The organism is Cognatiyoonia koreensis, from assembly GCF_900109295.1.
GTDB classification, from domain to species: Bacteria; Pseudomonadota; Alphaproteobacteria; order Rhodobacterales; family Rhodobacteraceae; genus Cognatiyoonia; species Cognatiyoonia koreensis.
This window is the reverse complement of sequence record NZ_FOIZ01000002.1, coordinates 567,703-589,779: the sequence shown is the minus strand read 5'-3', so window position 1 is coordinate 589,779 and position 22,077 is coordinate 567,703. Positions and strand designations below refer to the sequence as shown.

General features: G+C 55.6%; 18 protein-coding genes. 9 read left to right on the top strand and 9 right to left on the bottom strand.

What is annotated here, in order from left to right; translation table 11 throughout:
* Window position 1 precedes the first annotated feature (1 nt).
* Complete coding sequence (locus tag BMY44_RS14540) at window positions 2-955, bottom strand: KpsF/GutQ family sugar-phosphate isomerase (RefSeq protein WP_089996342.1); 954 nt, start codon at window positions 953-955, stop codon at window positions 2-4.
* Window positions 952-1,566 carry a ribonuclease D gene (locus tag BMY44_RS14535; RefSeq protein ID WP_089996340.1) on the bottom strand — a complete coding sequence of 205 codons (615 nt, stop codon included), beginning with the start codon at window positions 1,564-1,566 and terminating at the stop codon, window positions 952-954. Before BMY44_RS14535 ends, BMY44_RS14540 begins: the two co-directional genes overlap by 4 nt.
* A 132-nt stretch (window positions 1,567-1,698) precedes the next feature.
* On the opposite strand from BMY44_RS14535, the gene BMY44_RS14530 reads away from it, so the two are divergent.
* Complete coding sequence (locus BMY44_RS14530; RefSeq protein WP_089996337.1) at window positions 1,699-2,157, top strand: rhodanese-like domain-containing protein; 459 nt, start codon at window positions 1,699-1,701, stop codon at window positions 2,155-2,157.
* Here the strand turns inward: BMY44_RS14530 and mdoH are convergent, their stop codons facing one another.
* From mdoH to BMY44_RS14495, 7 genes are all read right to left on the bottom strand, one after another.
* The gene (gene mdoH, locus BMY44_RS14525) at window positions 2,158-4,062 is read right to left on the bottom strand and encodes a glucans biosynthesis glucosyltransferase MdoH (protein WP_089996334.1); all 1,905 of its coding nucleotides are present in this window, start codon (window positions 4,060-4,062) and stop codon (window positions 2,158-2,160) included.
* A complete protein-coding gene (locus BMY44_RS14520; protein WP_089996332.1) occupies window positions 4,050-5,588 on the bottom strand; it encodes an OpgD/OpgG family glucan biosynthesis protein in 1,539 nt (512 codons plus the stop codon). Before BMY44_RS14520 ends, mdoH begins: the two co-directional genes overlap by 13 nt.
* On the bottom strand, window positions 5,585-6,802 hold the full coding sequence (locus tag BMY44_RS14515; protein ID WP_089996329.1) for an OpgC family protein: 1,218 nt from the start codon (window positions 6,800-6,802) through the stop codon (window positions 5,585-5,587). Before BMY44_RS14515 ends, BMY44_RS14520 begins: the two co-directional genes overlap by 4 nt.
* Window positions 6,803-6,832: 30 nt before the next feature.
* Window positions 6,833-8,203, bottom strand: coding sequence for a tetratricopeptide repeat protein (locus tag BMY44_RS14510; RefSeq protein ID WP_089996326.1), 1,371 nt, complete (start codon window positions 8,201-8,203; stop codon window positions 6,833-6,835).
* A gap of 126 nt (window positions 8,204-8,329) precedes the next feature.
* Entirely contained in the window at window positions 8,330-9,502 is a 1,173-nt protein-coding gene (locus BMY44_RS14505) for a CaiB/BaiF CoA transferase family protein (protein WP_089996324.1), read from the bottom strand.
* Window positions 9,502-11,109 carry a thiamine pyrophosphate-binding protein gene (locus BMY44_RS14500; protein ID WP_089996321.1) on the bottom strand — a complete coding sequence of 536 codons (1,608 nt, stop codon included), beginning with the start codon at window positions 11,107-11,109 and terminating at the stop codon, window positions 9,502-9,504. The genes BMY44_RS14505 and BMY44_RS14500 overlap by 1 nt, the downstream gene beginning before the upstream one ends.
* Before the next feature lie 10 nt (window positions 11,110-11,119).
* A complete protein-coding gene (locus tag BMY44_RS14495) occupies window positions 11,120-11,587 on the bottom strand; it encodes a DUF302 domain-containing protein (RefSeq protein WP_089996318.1) in 468 nt (155 codons plus the stop codon).
* Window positions 11,588-11,857: 270 nt separating this feature from the next.
* On the opposite strand from BMY44_RS14495, the gene BMY44_RS14490 reads away from it, so the two are divergent.
* From BMY44_RS14490 to BMY44_RS14455, 8 genes are all read left to right on the top strand, one after another.
* Window positions 11,858-14,014, top strand: coding sequence for a serine/threonine protein kinase (locus tag BMY44_RS14490; RefSeq protein ID WP_089996315.1), 2,157 nt, complete (start codon window positions 11,858-11,860; stop codon window positions 14,012-14,014).
* A 40-nt stretch (window positions 14,015-14,054) separates the two neighbouring features.
* Window positions 14,055-14,954, top strand: a complete 900-nt coding sequence (locus BMY44_RS14485; RefSeq protein ID WP_089996312.1) for an FHA domain-containing protein — start codon at window positions 14,055-14,057, stop codon at window positions 14,952-14,954.
* Complete coding sequence (locus BMY44_RS14480) at window positions 14,938-16,002, top strand: PP2C family protein-serine/threonine phosphatase (RefSeq protein WP_089996309.1); 1,065 nt, start codon at window positions 14,938-14,940, stop codon at window positions 16,000-16,002. Before BMY44_RS14485 ends, BMY44_RS14480 begins: the two co-directional genes overlap by 17 nt.
* A 3-nt stretch (window positions 16,003-16,005) precedes the next feature.
* The gene (locus tag BMY44_RS14475; protein WP_089996306.1) at window positions 16,006-17,493 is read left to right on the top strand and encodes a P-loop NTPase family protein; all 1,488 of its coding nucleotides are present in this window, start codon (window positions 16,006-16,008) and stop codon (window positions 17,491-17,493) included.
* Window positions 17,494-17,628: 135 nt separating this feature from the next.
* Window positions 17,629-19,749 carry a dynamin family protein gene (locus BMY44_RS14470; RefSeq protein WP_089996304.1) on the top strand — a complete coding sequence of 707 codons (2,121 nt, stop codon included), beginning with the start codon at window positions 17,629-17,631 and terminating at the stop codon, window positions 19,747-19,749.
* Window positions 19,746-20,762: a dynamin family protein gene (locus tag BMY44_RS14465; protein WP_089996301.1), complete on the top strand. Its 1,017-nt coding sequence runs from the start codon at window positions 19,746-19,748 to the stop codon at window positions 20,760-20,762. The genes BMY44_RS14470 and BMY44_RS14465 overlap by 4 nt, the downstream gene beginning before the upstream one ends.
* Before the next feature lie 87 nt (window positions 20,763-20,849).
* Complete coding sequence (locus BMY44_RS14460; protein WP_089996299.1) at window positions 20,850-21,212, top strand: hypothetical protein; 363 nt, start codon at window positions 20,850-20,852, stop codon at window positions 21,210-21,212.
* A 44-nt stretch (window positions 21,213-21,256) separates the two neighbouring features.
* Window positions 21,257-22,051: a hypothetical protein gene (locus BMY44_RS14455; RefSeq protein ID WP_089996296.1), complete on the top strand. Its 795-nt coding sequence runs from the start codon at window positions 21,257-21,259 to the stop codon at window positions 22,049-22,051.
* Window positions 22,052-22,077: the final 26 nt, after the last annotated feature.

Sequence of the window (22,077 nt, the reverse complement as noted above, 5' to 3'; positions counted from 1 at the left end):
CCTAAACCACGCCCGCACGCAGACAGTCGTGAATCTTCAGAATACCCGCGATCGTCTTGTCTGCATTGAGGGCAAATAAACACGTGATGTTCTTCTCGTTCATGAGTCCCACGGCTTCCGCCGCCAAAACATTGGGGGCTGTCGTCTTTGGGTTTGGGGTCATGACATCGCCTGCGTTCATTTCAAGCAGCCCGTTCATATGGCGGCGCAAATCGCCGTCTGTGATAATGCCACTAAGATAGCCATCAGCGTCCGTAACACCAACAACGCCCAGACCTTTCTGGGACATCATCAGCAGTGTGTCGCTCATCGGGGTGTGGCGCTGCACAAGCGGCAACGCATCGCCGGCATGCATGAGGTCCGCGACGCGGGCCAATTGGGCACCCAGTTTTCCGCCCGGATGAAATGCACGGAAATCCGACGGTGTGAATTGCCGGGCCTCCATCAAGGCGATCGCCAATGCATCGCCCACAGCAAGCGACATGGTCGTCGACGTGGTTGGCACAACGCCATGCCCGCAAGCTTCGCCCAATTGCGGAATATTGATCCGAATATCGGCCTGCGTTGCCAGCGTGCTTCCTTCCCGCGATGAAAGGGCGATTAGTGGGATGCTGTAGCGTCGGGTGTAGGCGACCAGATTGGCAAGTTCCGGGGCCTCTCCAGAATTGGACAGCGCGAGAACGATGTCGTCTGACGTAACCATTCCCAAATCGCCGTGACTAGCTTCTGCCGGATGCACGAATTGAGCAGGTGTGCCGGTAGATGCAAGTGTTGCAGCGATCTTGCGCGCGATGTGGCCAGATTTTCCGATGCCTGATACGATAATTCGTCCTTTGGCATTCAGGATCAGCTCGACCGCGTCATCAAACCCCTTCCCAATACTTTCGGAAAGCGCTTGCAAACCCGCTGCTTCCTCGAGGATCACACGACGCGCAATTTCAAGATGCCTGGTCATGAGTGCGCAAAAATGTCAGTGTCCGGCCAGCCTGCGAGGTCAAGTTTCGCGCGGGTTGGAAGGAAATCGAAACACGCCTGCGCAACCTCGGTGCGCCCTTCACGGGCTAGCATCGCATCAAATTTTTCCTTCAATTTGTGCAGGTAAAGAACGTCGGATGCTGCGTAATCAAGCTGGGCGTCTGTCAGCGTTTCGGCACCCCAGTCACTTTGCTGCTGGTGTTTGGAAATATCGATGCCGCACATGTCCTGCAAAAGAATTTTTAACCCATGCCGGTCAGTGAATGTGCGCACAAGGCGACTTGCGATCTTTGTGCAGTATACTGGCGCAGTCGTCGCCCCAAACGCATGATAAAGCGCGGCAATGTCAAACCGCCCGAAATGGAAGAGCTTCAACACATTCGGATCTTCCAGCATCTTGAAGAGGTTCGGGGCGGTCGCCTGACCCTTGGCAACTTGCACTAGATGGCAATCTCCGTCGCCCCCGGACATCTGGATCAGACACAGTCTGTCCCGGTGCGGATTAAGGCCCATCGTCTCGCAGTCAATCGCCACCATCGGCCCTAGGTCCAGACCATCTGGAAGGTCGTTTTGATACAGGTGATTGGCCATGATACAGTCTTTCGTTATGTTCCTGTTCAGATAGAGCCTGCGTGCTTCAGAAGCAATATGGCCACACTCACCCCAACGTGTCTTGTTTCAACAAACCACGCCAGAGATAGTCACCCACGACGGAGGACGCGCATGATTTCAAGACGCAGAGCATTGCAGGGTCTTGTCGGTCTTGGTGCTATCGGCGTGGCCGCTTTTGTTGGACCAGACCTCTTTTACGCAGCCATTACGCCGACATCCGAAGCCAGAACGTTGACCCCGCCAGAGGCCTACGATGCTGCAAAAGCTGGTCAGATAATTCTGGTCGATATCCGCCGGCCAGACGAGTGGGCCAGCACGGGTTCACCTGAAGGCGGGCATCGGGTTGATTTACGGACTGCTGATTTTGCCCAGACTCTTGCTATGCTTGTAGATGGAAACAAGGACGCTCCCATCGCTCTGATTTGCGCGCGCGGCGTGAGATCGGCACGCACGTCGAATATGCTGCTTGAGGCGGGCTTTACCAATATCATCGATGTGCCCGAAGGAATGTTGGGCTCGCCCGCCGGTCCGGGCTGGATACGACGCGAGTTGCCACTTGATCATAGCTGACTATTCCGCAGCGACTTTGTCGGTTGAATCCAGGTAGCTGGCAAAGCGTTTCCGCTCTGCCATCGCATCCTTGATGATCGAAGGTGCGTTGATGATCTCGGGTGTGCCAAGCTGGTTTGCGGACCAGCGGCGACTGTCGAGCTTGACACCACTGAGCGCAGATAATGGAACAGCAAATGCAAGACTCAGCGCGATGGGAATGAGCCATAGCGTGACGATCCCTTGCGACATCCCTGCGATCAACAAGATTCCAATTGCCGTTTCAACGATGTGGAACTTCAGCATTGTGAGAAAAGAATAGGTCCCGCCCCGCCTGTTCTGCGGCACCCATGTTTCGCGCCAGCCCAACGTTGTGCGCATAACCGCGATGGATTGCTGGATCATGAGGATGGGAGCATAGGCAATGGACAGTGCGATTTCGGTTGTCAGGGACGTAAGGAACTGAAAATGCCCCCCGAGGTCGCGGATTGCCATTCCCGTGCGCGGGATCGCGAAAGCCCCCAGTATCTTTGGTGCCAGCAGCATGCCGTACATTGCGCCAAGTATCGCGAAACTATTTCCGACCGACATCGTCGGCCAGCTGACCTGCGGATTGAACCCGGCGAAATACCTCACGACATTGGTATCCTCGCCATTCCCGACCAGCGCCCAGACGATTAGCAACACGAACCAGGCAGGCGACATTAGGTAACCCATTGCACCAGAGATCAGGTGAAACCGTGAAACCGCATGAAAGCCCCGCGAATGAACCAAGCCAAGGTGCTGTAGGTTACCCTGACACCAGCGTCGGTCGCGAAGCACATAATCAATCAGGGTCGCTGGCACTTCTTCGTAGCTGCCCTTGATTTGGGGAAGGAAGCGGACAGACCATCCTGCACGCCGCAAGAGCCCAGCTTCGATAAAGTCATGCGACAGGATCAGGCGGGCAGGTGACTTGCGCCGCGAAAGTCCCGCGCGCACCTTCGGCAGACCAGCGCAGGCCGCAAATGCGGTTGATCGAATAATCGCGTTGTGGCCCCAATAATTTCCTTCGCGGTCCGTCCATTTGGCTAAACCTTCCGCAAGTGCGGCCCCGTAGACGCGGTTGGAAAACTGCTGCATCCGGGCAAAGACAGACCTGGCACCGAAGAGGGTCGGGAATGACTGGATCAACCCTGCACATGGATCAGCAGACAGCGCGTCCGACAACTCATCGATAGCATCGCCGCTCATCAGGCTATCGGCATCAAGAACCAGCATCGCCTCAAACGCGCCACCCCAACGTTCTACCCAATCGGCCAGATTACCGACTTTGCGATCGATGTTATCGGCGCGGCGACGGTAATATACGTTGATCCCGGCAGGGGCCGATGCACGCAGCGCATGAAAAGCCCGCAGCTCAAGTTCTGCCGTGGTATCGCAGCGTGTGTCTGACAAGATGAACAGCGCGTAGTGATGGGTAGTTTTACGTGCGTTCAAGGCGGTCAACATCGCTGCCGCATTCCCGAAAACGTCCGCGGGTACCTCGTTGTATACTGGCATCAACAAAGCAACGTCCAGTGGTTGAACGGGTCCCTGAACCTGCTTCTTTGGGCGTGACCAAATCAGACTGAAAACCCCTAGCAGCGATGTTGAAAGCGACAGGGAAATCCAGAAGAATGTGAATACGATCAGCGCGACGATTGCACCCTCGAACAGGGAAAATCCGTCCATCGCAAACCAATCGGTGAGGGCGGCGGCGATCGCGACGGTCAGACTGACTGCAGGAACGAAGGCGAGCGCTCGCCACCAAACCGTACGCTTCTCGCCAGAGACGCGTGGAGCGGACGCGCCGGAATATGGGCGATCAAGCGCCTGGATGGGCCGCGCAAGCGGGGACTGCGGCGGCATCAACGCCGCCACATGGGTTTGCTCTACGCTGTCCATCTGTAAAGCCAAACTTCGGTGACGGGCGTGCTGTCCTTGAATATCTGCGCGCGCAACTCGCTATAACTTGCTTCGCCGGGCACAATACTGAAGGCAAGCCGCACGCCGCCTGTCCCTGGATTCCTCTGGAGGATGCCTTCAGAAATCTCGCCATGCGACCCACGCACCAAAACGGTGAGAGAAGCGAGGTCCGTATCCTCTGCACCCCCTTCAACCGGAGCCGCACCGAAAGCAACATGATCATCAAAGTCGATAGCGATCACTGTCTTTACCTGATCGAAACCTTTGCCAATGCGGGTATTTAGCACATGGGCGACGTCTGGCAGATTGGGTTCTTCGCCCCAGGCCATATTATACCCCAGATCGTGACGTGTGCCGGCTTCCAGAACGGCGCGCGGCCGCCAGTAGGCGACGATGTTGTCATAGATTTCCTTGTCGGCAGGAATCTCGACCAATTCTACGACACCTTCGCCCCACTGAGAATCCGGAGTGATCCAAAGTGACGGACGGTTTTCATAATGTGCTTCAAGGTCGGCATAGCGTTCGGAATCACGGGTTCGCTGTATCAACCCGAACCCCTGCGGATTCGTATCTGCGAAACTGCTGATCTGTAGCGTCTGGTGATTGGCCAATGGCCGCCAGATTTGTTCGCCATTCCCGTTGTGGATCAAAAGCCCTTCGCTGTCATGAACCGCAGGGCGAAAATCGTCAAACCGGTTTCGGTTGGTCTCGTCGAACAGGAACATCGACGTCAACGCCGCAATGCCGACATGGGTCAGATCAACCCGTGGAAAAAGCGTAGCGGCAACAGTCATTGTCGTAGGTTGGCCGTGCATGATCTCGAATGTGTAGGCCCCCGTCACAGAGGGACTGTCGAGCAAGGCGTGGACAATGAAACTTTCCGTGCCGGGTTCCGCAGCTTCAACATAGAAATGGGTGAAGTCCGGAAATTCTTCGCCATTTGGATCGCCCGTGCGAAGCGCCAGACCACGTGCAGACAGCCCGTAGTTTTGGCCCGTTGCGATGGCGCGAAAATAGCTGGCACCCTGAAAAACAGCGAACTCCGAAAAATTTCCGGTGCCTTCAACGTCAGCGCGCAACCGGATACCGGCATACCCCATGTTGTCGCCAAGTGGCATTTCAGGAAAATCGTCAGTTGTGGCAAACAGCGAGAAATCATAGCCAAGTGTTTTGGCAGTGCCGTTGTCCACGATAGCAACCTTCACGGCGCGATCGAAATACAGCCCCGCAGTGAACAGGTCGAGTTGCATCGGGCGGTCTTCGTCCGACCAGATTGCGTTTCTCGGATCGAACCAGATGTGCTGGAAGTCGTCATAGCTGAGGTTCAGCCATTCATCGGGAATTTGCGCCATCGGTTGGTGCTTCTGCTTGGACAGCCGTTCTGCTTCGCCGATCAGCCATTCCCGGCTGAAAGGGGCTTGGTCTACGACTAGTTCACCGCGTGCAGCAACAGGAGAAGCGGCAAGCGCAGCAATAGCGGCCATGAATGTGCGACGGTCCATCATCCGGTTGCAGACTTTCTCCAAGGTTGGCTTTTGAACCACGCGGCCATGTAGGCGATACCCAACAAGAATGCGCAGCCAAGAACGTTCACGGCAGCTACGGGCCATGCGCCGTTCCCGGCAAGATCTAGGACAAATCCGCTGAAACGCGAGAGTGCAATCGAAACAAGAAATACAGCAAGCGATTGTTGGCCGACTTTCGTGCATTGTCGGATGATCCATGCCCAAGCTTTGTGCAATGTAGTTGTCCCGGTAACGATTAAACGACGCCCGTTTTCACCTGCGACAACCCAAGCGATGTAGGCGAGTGACAGGAAATGAAGAAAACGGATTGCACCGATCTCCGTTTTGCTGATCCACGCCTGATTTGCGGTCCGCCAATCGCTTGACCAAGACCAGCTAAATTCGCGTATTGCGATATGGCTGACAAAAAACATAGCGATCAGTAGGCCGCTTGCCACCGTGATCCACAGGGCGTTTATTGGCGGCTTGGGCAGCCATCCGCGCATGAAGGCAAATCCGGTAAAGAATACCAACTGCCATGCGAACGGATTGAAGAACCACGGTCGGTCCGACCACGGCTCTGCCGGAAGCGAAATGTGCAGGATATCAAGGCCCAGCATGTCCAGAAGGCGAGATTGGGCAAGAAACCAAATGGTCAGGCAGAATGCAGCGACGATCCATAGGTTGATACGTGCCAGCAACATCACCAGCGGCATCAATAACAAGAGCACCATGTACATCGGCAGAATGTCGAAAAAGTTCGGGACATAGGTCAGTGTGAACAACCCGATAAGTAACGGACCTGTATCCGTGAAGAACCGCCCGAGGTTCAGTCCGTTGACGTAGTTGTTCTCGAAATTGCCAAAGGTATCAGCGCTGACAAGCAGCATCGCGCAAAAGAAGAAAAGGGCCAGATGCGCCCAATAAATTTGCCAAACGCGATATCCGACGCGCGCAGTGCCAAGCCACCAGCCGCGGTTGTCAAAAGAGCGCCCAAAGGCGATTGCAGAGGCCATGCCAGAACAGAAAACGAAGATTTCTGTCGCGTCCGAAAAACCGAACCGGCCCGGAATCCAATCGCCCCACCAGTTGTTCGGCGTGTGCGATATATAGATGATGAACATTGCAATACCGCGATAGAAATCCAAGCGCGGATCACGCACGCCGGAGGGCAATTGGGTTGCGGGGGAGTTTGCAGTTGCGGCGATTGCCATGATTCGGAAAACCCGTTTGAGTTCGGGCTCTTATTGCGCAGGAACAGCGGAGGCGAAACCCGCTGCCTTGCGTCCATCGGCAATCAATTGCTGCCGTGCAGCGGCGTACCCATCGACCTTGCCGTCGCGCTGTAGCGTGCGTTGTGCAAGGATGTCTTCCGCTTCATCAAGATATCCTGCGCGGATCCCGCTATCGATCGTCAGTCGCTCGAAAATATCGCGCTGGGCATGGCTGCCGCCGGCACCTTGCATGTATTGGCGCGCAGAGGCGAGGTTCAAAAACGCCTTGTCATATTCCGCTTCGCCAAACGCGGCGAGGCCGGTCGCCGCGGCCAGTCCCGGTTTTGCCATCGCTTTCTGGGGATCGGTGCGGCTTTCGCGGGCATCTCGGTGAAGACGACCCATCATGGATGTGATCGCAGCGTCCCGCTGACCGCAAACAAGGGCCAGCATGTAATGCAGGTCGGCGAAGATCAGGCAACCGTCTTCGGTCCGGTTGGCGGAAAACGCGGCCAGTTCTTCCCAGCGGTCGCCCACATTCACGCCGTCCAGTTCCAAGCGGGACAAAAGTGAGGTCGCATTGGAAATATCACGATAGTCATCGGTCTTATCCGCGCGGATCTGCTGGTCGTAAAGATCAAGCACCACTTCGATTTCGCCGAGGTCAAGGTGCATCAGCGCCTTGTGCCACCAGACGTGATAGCGAAAGTTATTGCAGTGCGCCCATGCGCTTTCGCGGCCAGTCAGCCATTTGATCCCGCCAGCGGCATCCGCTGTCATATCGTGAACATGGGCAACGGCATGCAGGCCCCATGCGTCGTCAGGCGCAAGAAACATGCCTTCGCAACCAACCGACTGCGCGCGGGCGTAGTCGCCGGTTTCTTCAAGCGTGAAGGCATGGCACCCCTTCAGGTACCCAAGCGCCTTATGGTCAGTCGAATACGCTGGCATGACCTTTTCGATCATCCGGCGCATACCTGTGGCGTCGCCAAGAACAAAACGCACCGCGTGGTCAAGTTTCATTGCCAATGCGTCTTCGGGATTGGCGTCGAGTATCATTTCAAAGTGAGCCAGTGCCGCTCGCGGCTGGCCATTCATCCAGACGATGAGAGCGTCAATAAAATGCTGCTCGCGCTTACTGACAGGGTTGGACAAAATGCTTTTCAAAGCAGCGGCCCGCGCGTCCTGCGCGGTTGCTATCAATTCTGATCTGCCGAGAAGTAAATAGAACATCGCTTTGACAGCGTGGCCAAGTGCGAAATCTGGTGCTGCGTCCAAGGTCGCCCCCAGATGAATCGGCGTTGACGCACTGTGCGCAAGAAAGGCGAGTTGGGTTTTGTTCCAGTCTTCCAAAGCCGTATGGTTGGAAAGGGTGGTGGTCTGCCCAAATACGTCTTGCATGTTTCATCCGATCGTCAAAAAGGTCTACCCGAAGGGGATAGCGAAGTTGCGAACACTATCCACCTCACACGTCCGTGAATGACAGACCTGTGCATTTTGTTTCATTCGATGGAATCCTATTTAAAATCAACTACTTGATCTGGTCAGCCTGTCTATTTCGGCGTTATCCTGCCCAAGCCGCGGCGGTGCCTTACGATAGGTCACCGGCGTTTTTGACAGCTTCAACGGATTCCCGATCAGTTTCACGGCACCCTCTGCAGTGCCGTCTGCCGGCACTGTCGCAATCATGTCGCGCGCTTTCACCTGATCGCTGCCAAACACCTGATCTAGCGTCTGTACGGGGCCGACAGGCACCTTCCGCGCTTCTAGTCCGGCAATGACGTCTGCGGTCGTGTGCTTAGCCATTTCCACCACAAGCTGGTCAAGCAATGCGTCGCGGTTTTCGAGACGTCCCGGATTTGTCGCGAAGCGGGGATCGTTGGCCAGATCGATGTTCAGAAATTCGCAGTATCGCTGAAACTGCGCATCGTTCCCCACTGCGATGATGACGTGCCCGTCACGGGTCGCAAAAACCTGATACGGTACGATGTTCGGGTGACCGTTGCCGCGGCGGATCGGATTCTGGCCTGTCGTCAGGTAGTTGACACCTTCGTTAATGAGCCACGCGACTTGCGAGTCAACAAGGGCCACGTCGATCTGTTGACCTTCGCCCGTCTGGTCCCGATGACGGAGCGCCGCAAGAATACCGACGGTCGCGTACATCCCGCACATGACATCTGCGATGCCGACACCGACCTTCATCGGTTCACCATCAGTTTCCCCGGTCAGCGACATTATCCCGCCATATCCTTGGGCCATCAGGTCATATCCCGGTTTGGTGGCGTTTGGTCCGGTCTGACCATAGCCCGAGATCGAACAATAAATCAGCGCCGGATCAGCGGCACAGAGCGCACCAGCGTCCAGCCCGTATTTCATCAGACTGCCGGGTTTGAAATTCTCGATCAGCACGTCCGATTGTGCAGCAAGCGCCCTGATCGTATCTTGTCCTTCGGATGTAGAGATATCGACCGTTACTGACAGTTTGTTGCGATTGGTGCACATGAAATATGCCGATAGGTCGGTGTGTTGTCCGTCTTTGTCGTTGATGAAAGGCGGCCCCCAAGTGCGGGTATCATCGCCTGTCTTGGGGTTCTCGATCTTGATCACCTCGGCACCGAGATCACCCAACAACTGTGTGCAGGTCGGACCTGCAAGGATCCGTGTCAGATCAAGAATGCGAAGACCGGATAGCGCGCCCATCAGATGCGTCCGTCATAGGATTTGCGGTCGATCTCTGCGGCGATCAGCGTGAACCGGTCTGCTCTCATTCCGTCTTCCAATGCACTGCGCAGATCAGCCCTGTTGTCGACCGTCACACCGTGTCCGCCGAACGCCCGCGCAATTGCAGCATAATCATGGTGATCAAAATCCACACCCCTGTTCGCCATCTGGCGCTGGCGCTGCTTCAATTCGATCAGGGCAAGTGATCTGTCAACAAAGACGACGAAGATGGTGTTCAAACCCATTTCCGCAGCAGTCGCCAACTCTCCTCCAACCATCAACAGGCCCGCGTCTCCGGAAAAGCTAACAACCGGCGTATGAGGGTTGGCCAATTTCGCACCCATTGCCAAGGGGACTGCGCACCCCATTGTGCACAATCCTGATGACTGCAGCAACGTGCGGGGTGCCGGACATGTCCACATCTGCGACAAAAGAATGCGGTGCGCACCTGAATCGACTGTCGCAACTGTTTGCGGAGGCAGGACTGCGCGGCATTCTGCGATGACACCAGCAGGCCCCCAGACATCATCCGCTGGAAATGCCGCAGCCAAATCCGCCTTCAAATTCGAAACTGCTCCGTTTTCCCATGTTTCGCATGCGGCGACACCTTCGGATAAAGACGCAAGCGTGGCCCCGGTATCCGCGATGAAACTTAACGTGGTTTGGTGCATGAAATGGTGATTTGGCATGGCGTGGATGTCGACAACCTTCTGGTGCGACGGATCCCACGGGTTGCGCCAACCGGTTCGCATCTCGATCGGATCGTAACCCACGGATAAGATCAGGTCGGCGTCTGCCAGAAACGGCATGAACAACTTGTCGGCCTTTGGCGAAAGCCCGGCACCACCTAGACACAGTGGATGATCTTCGGGGATGACGCCTTTGGCCTTGTAGGTTGTAATCACAGGCACATTAAAGGTTTCTGCAAAACGGCGCAGCTCTGCGATGGCATTGTCCTTCAGGATGTCCAGTCCTGCAACGATTACAGGGCGCTTTGCATCGGCCAGCCATGCGCGGGCCGTTTCGAGGTCAGCGCCGGCAGGGGCGACAGGACTTGCCTTTGCACGGGCACCATCCATGTCGACGCCCTCGGCGTCCGCGACAGAAATTGGCACATCGATATGCACAGGTCCGGAACGACCTTCGGTTGCGATTCCAATGGCCTTTTCCGCGATGGTCCCCGCAGCGTCGGCCACCAGCGTGAACGTGGCCTTGGTCATCGGCTCGAAGACCTTGCGGTGATCTAGAACTTGATGCGTGTAGGTTTGCGCCTCTGCGGCATCAACGCAACCGGTCAGAACAATCAGCGGAACACGATCCTGATCTGCATTTGCCACGACGTTGACACCGTTCATCGCGCCGGGTCCCACGGTGGCCACAAGTATCGCGGGGGCGCCGTTCATGTGGTGCACACCCTCTGCCATGAAGCCGGCAGCGTTTTCATGTTTTGCTAAGATGAAGGTAATCCCCGCTTTTTCGAGCGCATCGATCAGGGTCAGAACCTCGCCGCCCGGCATGCCGAATGCATGGCGGCACCCTGCTGCAAACAGGCGCTGGGCAAGGATATCAGCGGCACGCAAAGTCATAGGTCGTCCTTTATTCCACGGCTGCGTTTGCAATCATTTCGAACGCTGCGTCAAGCTCGGCTGCGGCGGCTGCAAGGTCTTGGCCGGCTTCGTCCATGTAGGGCCCAAAGACAAATGTTGGGGATTTGTATGAAAGAGTTGCAGTGCTGTCCATGTTCTCGGTGACATAGAAACGTATTGGGGCCTCGATCATTGCGGCTGTTGAAAGATCAAGGATTCGAACGGCATAGACGTTGTTGAAGACGCCGATGACACGATTGTTCGGTATCGTGATGCCACGACTGGCCGCTGCAACGGTCGGGCTTGCCTGAGTCACGATTGCAAATGGGCTATCGCCGATTTGCGATTTCAAATCCTCCAGCAGAATGTCAAAGCTTTTGTCGCTAGGAAGGACGACCCAGCCGTCGCGTGACTGCAGGTTTTCGGCCGACGCCAAGCCCGCAATGAAAATGAAAAACACGGCAAGAATTTTGTACATGGTCGTGACCCTCGAGTGATGGACCGAGCGATAGCGCATTATCACATTGCAGGGGATCACATGGCTGTCAGCGCCGTGCAGGGTCCGGACGGACTGGGCTGACCGAACGTGCACTGTTTACGGATTCGGGGGTAATCCGTGAATCTCAGCATGATTAATGACGCGTAAACAACAAGGTCGCGTCACGTTTTGGCCCAATTTGAATGGAAAAAGCTTTGGCAACACGGGTGGAATATTCGTCTACGGATTATTTTTGAGAGCTGAAGCGATATGGGCAATGCACAACTGAAAGACTTTGATGATGATGGCGAGGACGCCTTCGTCGACGAGTTGAAGCCAGGCACGAAGTTGATGCATGGCCAGTACGAGATTGAGAAGTTCCTGAACGCAGGCGGTTTCGGAATAACCTATCTTGCAAAAGACAGCCTTGATCGGAAGATTGTCATCAAGGAATGTTTTCCCGGTGCGTTTTGCCGCCGGAGCCGTGCCATCGTTCAGGCCCGTTCACGTGCACACCAAGCTGAGCTAAAGTCGATTGTGCGTCTTTTCGTGCAGGAGGCCCGGTCGCTTGCAAAGCTGGACCATCCAAATATCGTCGGCGTGCATCAGGTTTTCGAAGATAACGAAACCGCCTACATGGCGCTTGATTTCGTTGAAGGTCGTGATCTTCTGGATACGCTTGAAGACCCGAACCATGGACTGACGCCCGACAACATCAAATCGATCCTGACTGACATTCTTGGTGCTGTCGGTTTTATCCACGATCAGAACATCCTGCATCGTGACATCTCGCCCGACAATATTCTGATCGATGGCGATTTGCGCCCAGTACTCATCGATTTCGGTGCAGCGCGCGAACAGGCGACCAAGCAGTCGCGTGTTCTCTCCGCATTGCGGGTCGTTAAGGACGGTTACTCGCCGCAGGAATTCTATATCGCCGGAAGTGAACAGAACCCATCGTCCGATCTTTATGCATTGGGCGCGAGCTTCTATCACTTGATCGCGGACGAGACCCCGCCGAATTCACAGGCCCGCCTTGCTGCAGTGGCAACGGGCGACGCGGATCCTTACGTGCCATTGGTCGACAAGATCAAAGGCTATGATCGTAACTTTCTTGCAGCAATCGACATGTCGCTGGAAATCCTTCCAAAGGATCGCCTGCAGTCAGCCGCGGAGTGGATCGATGCAATCAACGGCAAGACGATCCAACGGCGTGCCAAGTCGACACGACCTATAGCAAACGGATCTGACACGAAAAAATCGAAAATGCCGCTCTTGATGGCTTCAGTTGCCGTGGTTGCTCTTTTTGGAGTGGGTGTCGTTACGCAAACGGATCTTGTGCCAAGAGCCTCCGAAGCAGCTGCCGCGATCGTAGGCACTGATCCGCAGGTTCTGGAAACGACAACAGCCGTTGCTGAAAGCCCGGCATTCGCGCCGGTCGTATCGCCTGATCCGATTGTGACGGACGAACCTGCCGAGGTCGCCGCGACGATCGCACCTGTGGTGCGCCCAAGCACGCGTCCTGATGATCTGGCAATCGCAGCACCCGTATCCGAAGAAACAGTTGCTGTAACGCAAGAAACGGTATCCCCGGTTGAAGAACCCGAGGTGGTGGCTGTCGTTGAACAACCGCTTCCGGAACCCGTTATCACCCCCGAGATATTGCGCGATGCAGTATCTATCGCGAGCCTGCCGGGCTTTCTTGCGAACGTGCCTGTCCCCCAAGGTTCACCAACACCAGTACTCGCGCTGCCATTCGCACCGGATTCCGTGAGCGAAAACGCAACCGCAATGCAAATCGAAATACCGGCGCTTGTGCCGGGAAACGAAGTCGTCCCTGAACCGACACCAGCTGTGCCAAAGTTCGTGCTGCCGGCATGGTCCGTTGACCTGCCATTCACGGCATCGGCAGAGGCACCCGCTACAATTGGCGAAACGGTTGCCGGTGCACCAGATTGGGCCGAACTAGGCGCTACCGTTACAAGCGTGAACGACTTGCCGGTTGACCGGATCGCCGACATTCAAGAGATACTCCGCGAAAACGTTCGCCCGGGCGATGCGGTCGAAATCACCGTTGCATTCGGCATTGAGACGGATGGCGTCGCAACAGTTCATGATTTGCCGATTCCAATCCGCCACGATTATGAGCTTCTTAATGGTGTGGGTTTTACATCCAACCCTACCGAAAATGGCTGGGAAACAGTTGTGTCCGCACTTCCAGTAGGCGTGGCAACTGACATGGAGGTCGGCGATGCACTGGTCGCCTACATCCCAAATTCCGCCAAAATCGACGCGCGAACAACGCTGATGGACATTCTCGAAAGTGAAATCGCAGCAGGAACCACGCGTTTTAGTTTTGTTGTCAATCGTGGCGACTCAAAGTGGGTTGCTGGTCTCGAATTCAAGGCCAACGGCCAAGAAGACTAACCGGGCAAAGGCCCTTCGAAAAAAGTAAGAGGTAGATACAATGAAGTTCATTCGTAATCTCATCAGCGGACGAAAGCGGTCCGCTCCTGCGCCCGAAGCATCGCAAAAGGTTGACGACTTTGAGACTGCTCTCGCGACCAAAGATCTGACGGCAAATGTGGCCAAGGCTGCCGCTGATGCGGGCCGCAAGATAGTCGACGTTGAGGATGCGCCAGTCAAGCATCCGCCCGTGCGCGGCGAAATCACACAGCTTAACCTCGACAAGAAACTTGCCGATGACTCTGCCGCAGCAAAGCAGGCCGAAGAAGACGCGGCAAAGCTCTCGCAACTATTGGGGGACAGGGCACCTGCGAGCAAGGATGCACCGAAAGCTACTTCGGGGGCTGCGGTCAATATCTGGGATATGGACGATGATGATTCACATGCGGCACCTGCCGCCCCGGCTGCATCATCGCGCAAGCGGCGTACAAAGACGCGTCTGATCGGTTTTGATACGTCGCAGGGCGATGTTGTTGATCTGTTTGACGGTTCGAATGCGACGGCACCACGCCAACGCTCGCAGTTCCCGGTTGGCTGGGCGATCGTGGTATCCGGCCCCGGTCGCGGTGAATGCTTCTCGCTCGAAGCAGGCATGAACCAGATCGGTCGTGCAGAAGATCAGTCCATTCAGCTTGATTTTGGCGACAACGCCATTTCGCGGACGAACCATGCGGCTATCGTCTATGATACCGAAACCCATACGTTCATGGCGGGCCACGGCGGCAAGTCCAACATCGTACGGCTCAACAACGAACCGCTCATCAGCAACGTGCCTCTCAAGGATGGTGATGAAATCCGTCTGGGCGAAACAACCCTGATGTTCAAGGCGCTTTGCACCGCCGAATTCAACTGGGTTGATACACCTGGTGACGAGGAGTCAGAAGATGTGGCGATCGCCTGAACCGCGCTTTGATGTTGCCTCGGCACTTTGCCAGGGCGGGCGCGATTACCAAGAAGACGCGATTGTCACCGACTTTCCATTCGGTGCGGATACGGGGCTTGTTGTCCTTGCCGATGGCATGGGTGGACACGCCGCCGGCGACGTGGCGTCGAAAATTGTCGTGACAGAAGTCTACAGTGATCTGAAGTTCCTCTCTGCGGAGTTTTCCCAGAAAGAAGCGCATATTCCCGAGATGCTGACAAAAGCCGCAGCCGGCGCAAACCAGAGCGTGCGAGAGCATGTTATGGACAACCCGGCGACACGTGGCATGGGCGCGACACTGATTGCGACTGTCTTTGTGGAAAACCGTTTCTATTGGATGTCGATTGGTGACAGCCCCTTGTACCATTTTCGTGGTGGGAACATGCAGCAGCTGAACGAAGACCATTCGATGGCTCCACAGATCGACTTCATGGTGCAGTCGGGAATTCTGGACGCCGAAGCGGGTCGCAATCATCCTGACAGGAACTGTTTGACATCCGTGATCCTCGGGGATCGTGTGGCCAAGTCGGATTGCCCGATCAGACCATTTGAAATGCAGGTCGGCGATATCGTTGTCGTATCGTCCGATGGTTTGCAGTATCTTGATGAACCGCAAATCCAAAAGATTCTCAACCGATATCGTCGCCGCAAAAGTTCTGAAATTGCCGGCCACCTTTTGGAGGCGATCGAGAAACTCGCTGATCCGGATCAGGACAACATTTCGTTCTCGGTCATCAAACTAAACCACAACAAACCCATGGAGCGTGCAATCGCACCAAAGCCATTGGATGTGGTAGATACCAATGTGCGGAATATCACGCGGCTTGTCCCGATCAACGATGTCATCGCAACGAATCTGACGTCAGGCATGCAAGGAGATGAAGGATCCAAGCCTGCCGGACGGAATGCTCCAACGCGTAAGGCAAGGCCTGGCGGCTCGGATGAAGGCGGTCACGCTGTTTCTGACGACGACAAAGATATTGGCAAGGATGATCAGCCGATGAAGCTGGCGGCGGGAGGAAAGTAAGCCATGTCTCTGCAGGCAACAGTTGCAAAGGTCAGGACCGGATTAGCCGACGCTCTCGCGTCCGGCAATCTGCCCGGCAACCTTCTGCCTAAAGCCGAAGCGCTCTTGGCGGCTTTGGATAAACCCGTTCGGCTAACGCTGATGGGTCTGCCCGGCACCGGCAAGTCCCAGCTGATGAACCTGCTTGCGGGCGCGGATGTGGTTCCTAACGGAATGCACCTGCCTACGACACAGCTTGTCTATGGCGAGGTCGCCAAAAGCAAATGCACAATGCCGGACGGATCGGTCGAGGTCCTCGATCATTGCGATGTTGCAGAGATTGCGGCGTTGCATCCGGTTTTTGTCCAACTCGCATTGCCACTTCCTGCGCTTCGCCGGATTTCAGTTCTCGAAGTCGTTGCACGCGACGATAACATCGATCAGCAGCGAGCGATGTTCTGGGCGGCTAAACGCACGGACGTGGCGTTGTGGTGCACGCAATCTTTCAACATTCCCGAACAAACTCTGTGGGGCGCAATGCCCGACATTATCAAGGACCACGGCTTCATGGTCGTGACAAAGGCCGATGTGTTGTCACGCAACGAGTTGTTGCAGGCAACGCTGTCCAATGTGCGGACAGTGGGCGAGCATGAGTTCAACCAGATTCTGCCCGTCGCGACGCTATCTGCGATTGATGCGCGCCTCTCCGACGGGTCGGTTGATAAGGAAGCGATGCGCAGATCGGGTGGCCTTGCGCTGATCTCGGCGATCTTGCGACAGGTTGATCTTGGCCAACAAGCTACGATCGACCAGGCCGCAATGATCCTGCGGCAGACTGAACAAGTCGCCACTTCCACACCCGCCAAGATCAAACCACCGGTTCAGGAAAAGACCATCGTCGAAACGGTTGCCGCAGCAAATATCGACGAACCGACTGTTGCAGCACCGACACCTACGGCAATCAGGGCAGATGTTACACCGACAAGGATCGAACCATCAGCACACCCCAAACGGCAAAATGCACAGCCCGCAGCGAAGCAAGCGGTGCCCAAGGCAGAACCAATCGAACCCGAAGCCGAGGTCGAGAAGGCAAGCACGAAGCCTACGAAAGTCGCGTCAGAGGACGAATTTCCTGAACCGATCCCGGTCAAGAAGAAAGCACCGCCACCCAAGCCAACGCTGAAAGACGGATCGCGAAAGGCGTATGAGGATGCAATCTCGTATCTGACCCGTGAAGGGCGCGCCCTCGCCAACGCTGTCGAAACTTCTGAAAAAGTGCCTGTCGCCAAGATCATGTCACGGTCTGTCGACAATGTTCAGTGGCTCGCAGATCACTTGCAGGACAATGGCGAGGACGATGACCCAATCTTGCAGCGTGCTCGTGAAACCGCACTCGATGCTGCCGACCTGATCCAGCTGATGCAGATGGAAAAACACGACAGCGCGGTTTTTGATGCCGTCAGCCTCGTTGTCCAATTGAAATACGATTTGGAAGCAGACCTCGCGCACTAAGCCCAGCCGATCAAATTTAAGTCGAATTGGTGCCTTAATTCCGCCGACCTGCTCTGACCATATGGAAACAATAACGCGATGTGCCCGCCAAGAGGCACCGACGTGAAGATAAAGATTTGATTGAGGATCAAAGCGATGAAAATGGAAGACCTGCAAGAAGAGAACGGCCTGGCAGTTGCGCCGGACCAGCCTGCATTCATGCGGATCGGCCTCGACAAGCTCGATTCCTTTCATGACGAAGTGCTCGAACTCGAAGATACGTTGCACGACATCGAAAAGATCGGTGGGCCAGAAGCCGCGAAGAAAGCTGGCAAGCTCGTCCGCTCTTTGCGCAGCTTTGAACCATCGATCACGATGATTGGCCAGATCAAGTCTGGCAAGACGTCGCTTGTGAACGCAATGGCCGGTCGCCCCGACCTGCTGCCAGCGGACGTGAACCCTTGGACATCGGTTGTAACCTCGCTTCACCTGAACACGCCCTTGCCCGACGGTGCGCCGGCCGCATCCTTCCAGTTCTTCAATCAGGGCGAATGGGACCATCTAGTTGAAAACGGCGGCCGCATTGGCGAACTTTCAAGCCGCGCCGGCGCTGATGAAGAATTGCAGAAAGTCCGCGACCAGATCGCGGAGATGCGCGAAAAGACGAAGGCCCGGCTTGGCCGCAAGTTCGAGTTGCTGCTGGGCCAAAAGCACAACTATGCCCATATCGATGACGAGCTGGTGCAACGCTACGTTTGCATGGGCGACGATTTCGATGATCCCGATAGCGAGGATCAGCAGGGCCGTTTCGCGGACATTACAAAGTCCGCAGATCTCTACTTGTCGGCCCCAAGTCTGCCGATGCCGCTGTGCATCCGCGACACGCCGGGCGTGAACGACACATTCATGATGCGCGAACAGATTACGATCAAAGCACTGCGCGACAGCCGTATCTGTGTCGTCGTCTTATCGGCGCATCAGGCCTTGTCATCCATGGATATGGGCCTGATCCGCCTCATCTCGAACGTGAAATCGCGCGAAGTCGTGATCTTTGTGAACCGGATCGACGAATTGGCGGCCCCGGCTGATCAGATTCCGGAAATCCGCGACAGCATCATTCAGACACTTGCTGACAACAATGGGCCAGCAAATCCCGAAATCCTGTTCGGTTCAGCCTATTGGGCGAATATCGCGCTGGCCAATGAAATCCACAACATTGTGGATGACAGTGCGGATGCGATGTTCAACTACGCAGAGGCAGTCTTTGACGAAGACGCCAGTCAGTTAGATGTGCGCGAAATGGTCTGGCAGCTGTCTGGTATGCCGCACCTCTTTGATGCGCTGTCGGCGCGCGTTGCCGAAGGGCAAGGTGCCGAAATGCTGGCCGCGACGCGCAAGCGTGCCAAGAACCACGTGTCGGGTTTGCGTGCGTCTTCCTCGATCGTGTCAATGCGACTCGACGGCAGCAGCCTTGAAATCATGGAATCGGAGTCGCTCGACAAGCATCTCCGCCAGATCGAAGCGAAGTGCATGCAGGCGCTTGATGCCGAATTGAATACCGTGTTCGAGAAGTTTTCCGCACGAGTAGACCAGTCGCACAAACGATTCCTGGATAGGGCGCTTGAATCGCTTTTGCAGCATCTTGAACAGAATGGTGAAAACGAAGTCTGGCAATATAGCCCCGACGGGCTGCGGATGTTGCTACGCACAAGCTATCAGGTGATGAAGAAGAACTTCACCGTCTCTTGCGAAAAGGTGTTCACCGCATCGGCGCACGATCTGACGCAAACCTACAGTCAGGTGTTTTCGGTCAATGTTGAAAACTTCCGGATCGCGCCGCCATCTTGCCCCGAAGTTCCTGCACCGGTTTCGCTTGGCCAGACCATCGCGCTCGACCTTCAGACATCCTGGTGGAAGGGCTGGTGGCAGCGTCGCAAGGGCTATCGCGCATTCGCTAGCGGCTTCTATGAATTGATCGAAGCAGAAACCGCACCGATTGTTGATGAGCTCAAGGTCCGTCAGGCTGCCGAAATCAAGAACATGGCACTCGAAGAACTGGCCGACTTTCTTGCCGAACAACGTGGGATTCTGATGGATGTCTGTGAAAAGGCGCAGATCAGCCTTGATGACCTCAATGGTCTATTCGGCATCACGGCCCAGGAAGAACGCGAAGAACTGTTCGATATCATTTTCGAAGAACTCAGCCTTGACGGAGACGACGAAGTCGCACGCGAAGAAGAGGCTGATGCTGCCCAAACCGAAGGACACGCTGCATGACCGACAAGATCGAAACACCGCGCAAGCCGCGCATCGCACTCATGGGGGAGTTCAGTGCGGGCAAAAGCACGCTTTCAAATCTGTTGCTGGGCGCACGTCCGCTTCCTGAAAAAGTCACCGCGACACGGCTTTCGCCGGTCTGGATGGCGCAAGGCACCGATACGCCTTACCGGATCGACATGGACGGTGGAATCGAACTTGTCTCGGTCGAACGGCTCGAAGGCATTCCGGTCGAAGAAACACGTGTCATCCGCCTGTTCTTTGAAAGCGACATTCTTGAAGTCTGCGATCTAATCGACTTTCCTGGTATTTCCGACCCGAACATGTCCAGTGACGTGATCGAGCGAATGCTTGAGGAAATCGACGCTGTTTTGTGGTGCACGCACGCGACACAGGCTTGGCGGCAGTCCGAATCCGCAATGTGGGAACGCTTTCCCGAAGCGGTAAAGGCACGCAGCACATTGCTGATCACGCGCTTTGACAAACTGACGAATGACAAGGACAAAGCCCGCGTGCTGCGCCGGGTCATGAAAGAGACGGAAGGCCAATTCGGTGGCACATTCCCGATCTCGTTGACACAGGCGCTCGCCGCTGGTGAAGATTATGATAAGTGGGAAAAAAGTGGCGCTGCCGCCTTTACCGAACATCTGATCACCTCTGTGCAAGAACTGACACAGACTGTCGCGATGATGGACGAAACGCTTTACGTCGCACGCCCGCCAGTTGAACTGGCTGATGTGCCGGAAATCAATTCCGATGCAGATGCTGAACCGTTTATGCTGGAAAACCCCGTGATAGACGGTGATCCGAACGCAACCGTTGTTCTGCCGCGGCGCGTGCAAGCAGCAGATCGCGTCGAACGTGAACGCCCAGTACGTGACCCTGATGCAATGGATCACCCGTCACAGCGGCTCGGTCGCAGCAGCGCGATGACCGCAGACCGTTGCGACGTAGCGGCAGATGACTATGACCTGACACTGAACGAGGAGACACCGACGCAGATCGCATCTTAAACCAGCCTGTTCCCCGCTAAGGCTTCCCCCGCCCCATGATTTCGCGTAATCAAACGGTGGGTAAGAACGTAAAGCGTGGGGCAAATTATGGTTTCGGATGATTTGGATGCATTGCATAGCAAGTTTCCAGCCTGCGAAACACTGGCATTTGCGGATCTTTCGACCAACATGATCCTTGTTACGAATACTAAAAGCCCTCAGAAGCGCGAAGCACTCGACACGCTCTGTGCCGAAGCCGCGCTGACACTGGGACCGGCGGACACCCCCGCCATCGGTGACACGACAAGTGATGCGGCATTCATTGCCACTAAGGATCAGATCAAGATTTTTCTGCGGGCCGAAAACGAACCGTCAGATGTACTTTGCTGCATCTGCGCACCCGACTTGGACATCCCGGCGTTTCTCTCAGAAGCGCGGCCATGTCTGCAAAAGATTAGCGGTGGCGGCTGACGCCACGGCGTCCCATCAACGTTAATAAAGGCAGGGCCAAGATCGTGATCGATAAAAAGGCACTCTCGCACAAACTTGCAGCACTCGCATCGTCCACAACATCCTTTCGGGACGGCGCGCGCGTTATTTCGGACGGCGAAAGTACCCCGATCCTGAACGCAATCCTGCACGAAATTGATGCGACTGTGCTTAATCGCAAACTGACGTTCCGGGTTGGCAAATCCTACGTTACGATTGTTGCAGGTGGCCGCAGACTGCAAGGCATGACGAAACTGTCCGGAGACATCGACGGAGCATTGCGGGTGATGGGCAAGATCGTCACGCACGATGATGCCGAAGTTATGGACGCTGTCGCCCATGTGATGAAGCAAGTTGGTGAGAAAGAAGGCGAACTGACCGTCGAAAGCGCGATGACCGACAAAATCGGTTCATCAACGGAAACCGGCGTTGGCGTTGGCATTCTGTCCGACGCATGGGGTATAGACATGGCATTGAGCCCGCCGACACCGCTCGGCCAGTTTATTATCAATTGCGGTGCCTCCGTGAACGCCAGCCTAGTCATTGCGCAGGGTGAAATCATTCGCGCCAAGGGCGACAAAGCCATTCAGGACAAACTGCAGGATATCGCGAACCAGCAGTGGTCTACATTCGAAAAAGCACACGCTAAACTGCGCGCCGGTAATGCTGAACCGTCGCTTATATGCCTAAACTCAGGCTTGGGGGAAGGATCGTCGCTCGCAGTGGCAAAACGGGACGATGAAGTTAGCTTGTTCTGCTTCAGCCCGGACCAACTCGGGAATGTCTATGCGAACTGGAGAGAGACAAACACTGCCGCTTAGGTCATATCGCCTTGCCTCGAAACCAG

Coding starts and splice junctions, on each gene's coding strand:
- BMY44_RS14520 (WP_089996332.1), bottom strand. CDS start 5,588: ATGATGGACCGTCGCACATTCATGGCCGCTATTGCTGCGCTTGCCGCT.
- BMY44_RS14540 (WP_089996342.1), bottom strand. CDS start 955: ATGACCAGGCATCTTGAAATTGCGCGTCGTGTGATCCTCGAGGAAGCA.
- BMY44_RS14475 (WP_089996306.1), top strand. CDS start 16,006: ATGTCTCTGCAGGCAACAGTTGCAAAGGTCAGGACCGGATTAGCCGAC.
- BMY44_RS14500 (WP_089996321.1), bottom strand. CDS start 11,109: ATGACTTTGCGTGCCGCTGATATCCTTGCCCAGCGCCTGTTTGCAGCA.
- BMY44_RS14535 (WP_089996340.1), bottom strand. CDS start 1,566: ATGGCCAATCACCTGTATCAAAACGACCTTCCAGATGGTCTGGACCTA.
- BMY44_RS14530 (WP_089996337.1), top strand. CDS start 1,699: ATGATTTCAAGACGCAGAGCATTGCAGGGTCTTGTCGGTCTTGGTGCT.
- BMY44_RS14505 (WP_089996324.1), bottom strand. CDS start 9,502: ATGGGCGCGCTATCCGGTCTTCGCATTCTTGATCTGACACGGATCCTT.
- BMY44_RS14480 (WP_089996309.1), top strand. CDS start 14,938: ATGTGGCGATCGCCTGAACCGCGCTTTGATGTTGCCTCGGCACTTTGC.
- BMY44_RS14460 (WP_089996299.1), top strand. CDS start 20,850: ATGGTTTCGGATGATTTGGATGCATTGCATAGCAAGTTTCCAGCCTGC.
- BMY44_RS14495 (WP_089996318.1), bottom strand. CDS start 11,587: ATGTACAAAATTCTTGCCGTGTTTTTCATTTTCATTGCGGGCTTGGCG.
- mdoH (WP_089996334.1), bottom strand. CDS start 4,062: ATGGACAGCGTAGAGCAAACCCATGTGGCGGCGTTGATGCCGCCGCAG.
- BMY44_RS14485 (WP_089996312.1), top strand. CDS start 14,055: ATGAAGTTCATTCGTAATCTCATCAGCGGACGAAAGCGGTCCGCTCCT.
- BMY44_RS14490 (WP_089996315.1), top strand. CDS start 11,858: ATGGGCAATGCACAACTGAAAGACTTTGATGATGATGGCGAGGACGCC.
- BMY44_RS14465 (WP_089996301.1), top strand. CDS start 19,746: ATGACCGACAAGATCGAAACACCGCGCAAGCCGCGCATCGCACTCATG.
- BMY44_RS14470 (WP_089996304.1), top strand. CDS start 17,629: ATGAAAATGGAAGACCTGCAAGAAGAGAACGGCCTGGCAGTTGCGCCG.
- BMY44_RS14515 (WP_089996329.1), bottom strand. CDS start 6,802: ATGGCAATCGCCGCAACTGCAAACTCCCCCGCAACCCAATTGCCCTCC.
- BMY44_RS14510 (WP_089996326.1), bottom strand. CDS start 8,203: ATGCAAGACGTATTTGGGCAGACCACCACCCTTTCCAACCATACGGCT.